The following is a 3,787-nucleotide window of genomic DNA, read 5'->3' as shown; positions in this document are numbered from 1 at the left end:
ACAAGGTCCAGTCCTGCGGCCGGATGCCGCGCTGGTCGCCCACCACCAGCGCCGCCAGCACGGGCGCAAAGCGGGCGTCGTCGGGCAGGCTGCCGAGCACGTGGTCGCGCACGCGGGCGCGCCAGCGCGCGATCCGCCATTCGAGGCGTTCGCCGACGGCCTCGCGCACGGGCCCGCGCTCGGCGCGGACGTAGCCTGTCGCCCCGAACCCGCCCGCCAGCAGCCAGAATTCGTAGTCGAAGCCGTGCGGATTGGCCAGGCCATGTGGCCGCGTCAGGCGCAGCGCGAAGACCCGCCGCTGGCCGGGCAGCAGGTCGTCCGGCGCATCCTCCCAGCCCAGCACGACGCGCGGCGGCAGCTGCGGCGCGCGCGCCGTCCCCGCAGCCGGCTCGTCAGGTGCGAATTCGAAGCGCTGGCCACGTGCCGCCTGCGCGGGCAGGCCCGCAACCACGCCGCCGACAACCAGGTTGACGCCCTGGAGCTCCGGCGCGAGCCGCTCTTGCAGGCGCGCGTCCGCGCGCCACGCCGACCAGCCGAAGCCGGCCAGCACCGCAACAGGAAGAAGGGCCAGGCGTGACCAGGCCGGATGCCGGTTGCGCAGGAGGATGGCCATGAGCAGCGCCGCCGTGCCCGCCATCGACAGCACGCAGGCGGCCGCGCGGCCCGGCAGCGCGCCTTGCTGTTGCAGCCACCAGCTCCCCGCCACGAAGGCGAGCAGGACCAGGCGCATGCCAGTCTCCGCAGAGATTCACAAGCGCCCGTTTATACGGTCAATGCACGGTGAGGAGCGTGTCAGGAGGAAACCGGAAGGTTGCCGTTTGTGTCGCCAGCCGAGGCCAAAGACGATGCCTCCGGGAACATGACGGCCTCGAACGCCGCCAGGCGCGGCAGCGCCGCCACCGAGTTGCGCCACATTGCCCGCGCCAGCGGCGCGGCGTCGATGCCGCGCAATTCGCCCAGCACCCGGGCCACCCCGACCACCTCGGCAGGCGTGTTGCGCGCCTTGTACTGCTCGCCGAACTGGTCGTCGGAGAGCCAGGCCGGCGCGATGTCGGGCGCGTCAGTCTCCAGCACGATGGCATCGAGCGGCAGCTCCTGCGCCAGGCGCCGGATCTGCTTCGCGCGGCTGAAGGTCAGATTGCCGCCGAAGCCCAGTTTCAGGCCCTGGTCGACAAAACCCTGCGCCTGCTGCGCGCTGCCGTTGAAGGCGTGGGCGATGCCCTGGCGCACGCCGGCGCGACGCAACTGGGCAGCGACCTGGTCCTGCGACTTGCGCACGTGCAGCAGCACCGGCAGCTCGAACTCGCGGGCGATCCTGAGCTGCTCGGCATAGATCCACGTCTGGTGCGCGGCATCGAGCCCCGGCACGAAGAAATCGAGGCCGATCTCGCCGATGCCGACAAAGCGCGGATCGCCGAGCGAGGCCTCCACTTCGCGGCGCAGGGCGTCGAGGTCGGCCTGCCCGGTGCCCGGCGTGTACAAGGGATGGATGCCCAGCGCATAGACGCAGCTGGCATGGCGCCGCGCCAGCGCGCGCACCGCGGCGAAGTTCGACACGGCCACCGCCGGCAGCACGATGCCGCTGACGCCGGCCGCGGCCGCGGCTTCGGTCACGGCCTCGCGGTCGGTGTCGAACTCACTCGCATCGAGATGGCAATGGGTATCGATCCACATGGCGGCTGCGGCGGCGCGGTGAACGGCTCAGCGTTCGCGGTGGAGATGCCCGTCGCGCAGGCGCAGCACGCGGTCGCAGCGGCTGGCGAGGTCGAGGTCATGGGTCACGATCACGAAGCTGGTGCCGAGCGTGCGCGACAGCTCCAGCATCAGGTCGTAGACGCCGCCCGCGGTGTGGTCGTCGAGGTTGCCGGTCGGTTCGTCGGCCAGCACGCAGGCCGGGCTACCCACCAGCGCGCGCGCGATCGCCACGCGCTGACGCTCGCCGCCGGAGAGCTCGCCGGGGCGGTGCTGCGCGCGGTCGCCCAGGCCCACGCGCTCCAGCACGCCCTGCGCGGCCGCGCGCGCCTCGCGTTGCCTGAGACCGCGGATGCGCATCGGCATGGCCACGTTGTCCAGCGCGGTGAATTCGGGCAGCAGGTGGTGGAACTGGTAGATAAAGCCCAGGTCGCGGTTGCGCGCGATATTGCGCTCGCTTTCGCGCAGCGAGGTGAAAGGCTTGCCCTTCAGGGCCACCCTGCCGCTGTCCGGGTTGTCGAGCCCGCCCAGCACATGCAGCAGCGTGCTCTTGCCTGAACCGGATGCGCCGACGATGGCGACCTTCTCGCCGGCGTCGACGTGCACGTCCACGCCCCTGAGCACGGTCACGTCCAGCCCGCCCTGACGGAAGCGCTTGGTCAGGCCTTCGCCCTGCAGCACCGGGGTGCCGGTGGCGGCAGCGACGGGACTGGAGGCGGCATCGCCTTGCGGCGCGTTGCGCAGCATGGTCTCACTCATAGCGCAGCGCCTCCGCCGGGTTGACGCGGGCAGCGCGCCAGCTGGGGTAGAGCGTGGCCAGCGTGGCCAGCACGAAGGAGAGGATGCCGATGGTGGCGATGTCGTTCACGCGGGGGTCCGAAGGCAGTTCGCTGATGAAGTAGATGTCGCGCGGCAGGAACTGCACGTGCAGCAGCCGCTCGATGAAGGGCACGATCACATCGATATTGCAGGCGATCAGGGCACCGCCCGCCACGCCCGCCAGGGTGCCGATGAAGCCGATGGCGACGCCCTGCACGATGAAGATCTTGGTGATCGAACTCGGCTGCGCGCCCATGGTGCGCAGGATGGCGATGTCGGCCTGCTTGTCGGTCACCGTCATCACCAGCGTGGACACCAGGTTGAAGGCCGCCACCGCGATGATCAGCGTCAGGATGATGAACATCATGCGCTTCTCGGTCTGTACCGCGGCGAACCAGTTGCGGTTCTGCTTGGACCAGTCGCGCAGGTAGAGCTCGCCGGAGAGCGTGCCGGCCAGCGCGTCGGCTACCTGCGGCGCGCGCTGCATGTCGGTCAGCTTGAGGCGCACGCCGGTCGGCCCGGTCAGGCGGAACATGGTCTCGGCGTCGTGCAGGTTGATCAGCGCCAGCGCGTTGTCGAACTCGAAATGTCCCGACGAGAAGATGCCGGTCACGGTGAACTGCTTGAGCCGCGGCAGCACGCCGGCCGGCGTGATGGTGCCCTGCGGCACCACCAGCGTCACCTTGTCGCCGACCTGCACGCCCATGGCGTTGGCCAGTTCGTTGCCCAGCGCGATGCCGAATTCGCCGGGCAGCAGGCCATCCATGCTGCCGGCACGGAACTGCTTGCCGATGTCGGAAACCCTGGGCTCCTCGCCCGGCTCGACGCCGCGCAGCAGCACGCCGCGCACCGCGTCCTCGCGGGTCAGCATGGCCTGCGCCGCCACATAGGGCGCCGCGCCGATCACTTCCTTGTTCTGCATGGCCTCGGCGGCGGTCTTCTGCCAGTCCGGTAGCGCGCCGGGGCCGACCACCTCGATATGCGAGAGTACCGACAGCATGCGGTCGCGCACTTCTTTCTGGAAGCCGTTCATGACCGACAACACCACGATCAGCGCCGCCACGCCAAGGGCGATGCCTAGCATGGAGATCATCGAGATGAAGGAAATGAAGGTGTTGCGGCTGGCGCGCTTGCTTGCGCGGGTATATCGCCAGCCGATCTGCCATTCGTACGGAAAGTTCAAGAAGGATCCCTGTCGTTGAGGAGGAACGCCGGCGCCACATTGCCGGCAACATCTGCCATTGTCTGCCACAGCCTGTCCGGACGATATTTCAGC

4 protein-coding genes are annotated in these 3,787 nt (G+C 69.6%); all 4 read right to left on the bottom strand.

Features of this window, described 5'->3' with window-relative positions; genetic code table 11:
- Positions 1-730: ComEC/Rec2 family competence protein (locus tag AC1DO7_RS40180; protein ID WP_477117486.1), on the bottom strand; the 730-nt coding region annotated here is incomplete at its 3' end.
- A 62-nt stretch (positions 731-792) separates the two neighbouring features.
- A complete protein-coding gene (locus AC1DO7_RS40175; RefSeq protein ID WP_441618826.1) occupies positions 793-1,674 on the bottom strand; it encodes a TatD family hydrolase in 882 nt (293 codons plus the stop codon).
- A gap of 27 nt (positions 1,675-1,701) precedes the next feature.
- On the bottom strand, positions 1,702-2,451 hold the full coding sequence (lolD, locus tag AC1DO7_RS40170) for a lipoprotein-releasing ABC transporter ATP-binding protein LolD (protein WP_441618824.1): 750 nt from the start codon (positions 2,449-2,451) through the stop codon (positions 1,702-1,704).
- Positions 2,444-3,694: a lipoprotein-releasing ABC transporter permease subunit gene (locus AC1DO7_RS40165; RefSeq protein ID WP_441618822.1), complete on the bottom strand. Its 1,251-nt coding sequence runs from the start codon at positions 3,692-3,694 to the stop codon at positions 2,444-2,446. Before AC1DO7_RS40165 ends, lolD begins: the two co-directional genes overlap by 8 nt.
- Positions 3,695-3,787: the final 93 nt, after the last annotated feature.

This window comes from Cupriavidus sp. 05N40 (assembly GCF_056397305.1).
The sequence above is the reverse complement of the archived record's forward strand: the minus strand, read 5'-3'. Positions and strand labels throughout refer to the sequence as shown.

Excerpts from the sequence above, each read along its gene's own strand:
- AC1DO7_RS40175 (WP_441618826.1), bottom strand. The coding sequence starts at position 1,674 with ATGTGGATCGATACCCATTGCCATCTCGATGCGAGTGAGTTCGACACC.
- lolD (WP_441618824.1), bottom strand. The coding sequence starts at position 2,451 with ATGAGTGAGACCATGCTGCGCAACGCGCCGCAAGGCGATGCCGCCTCC.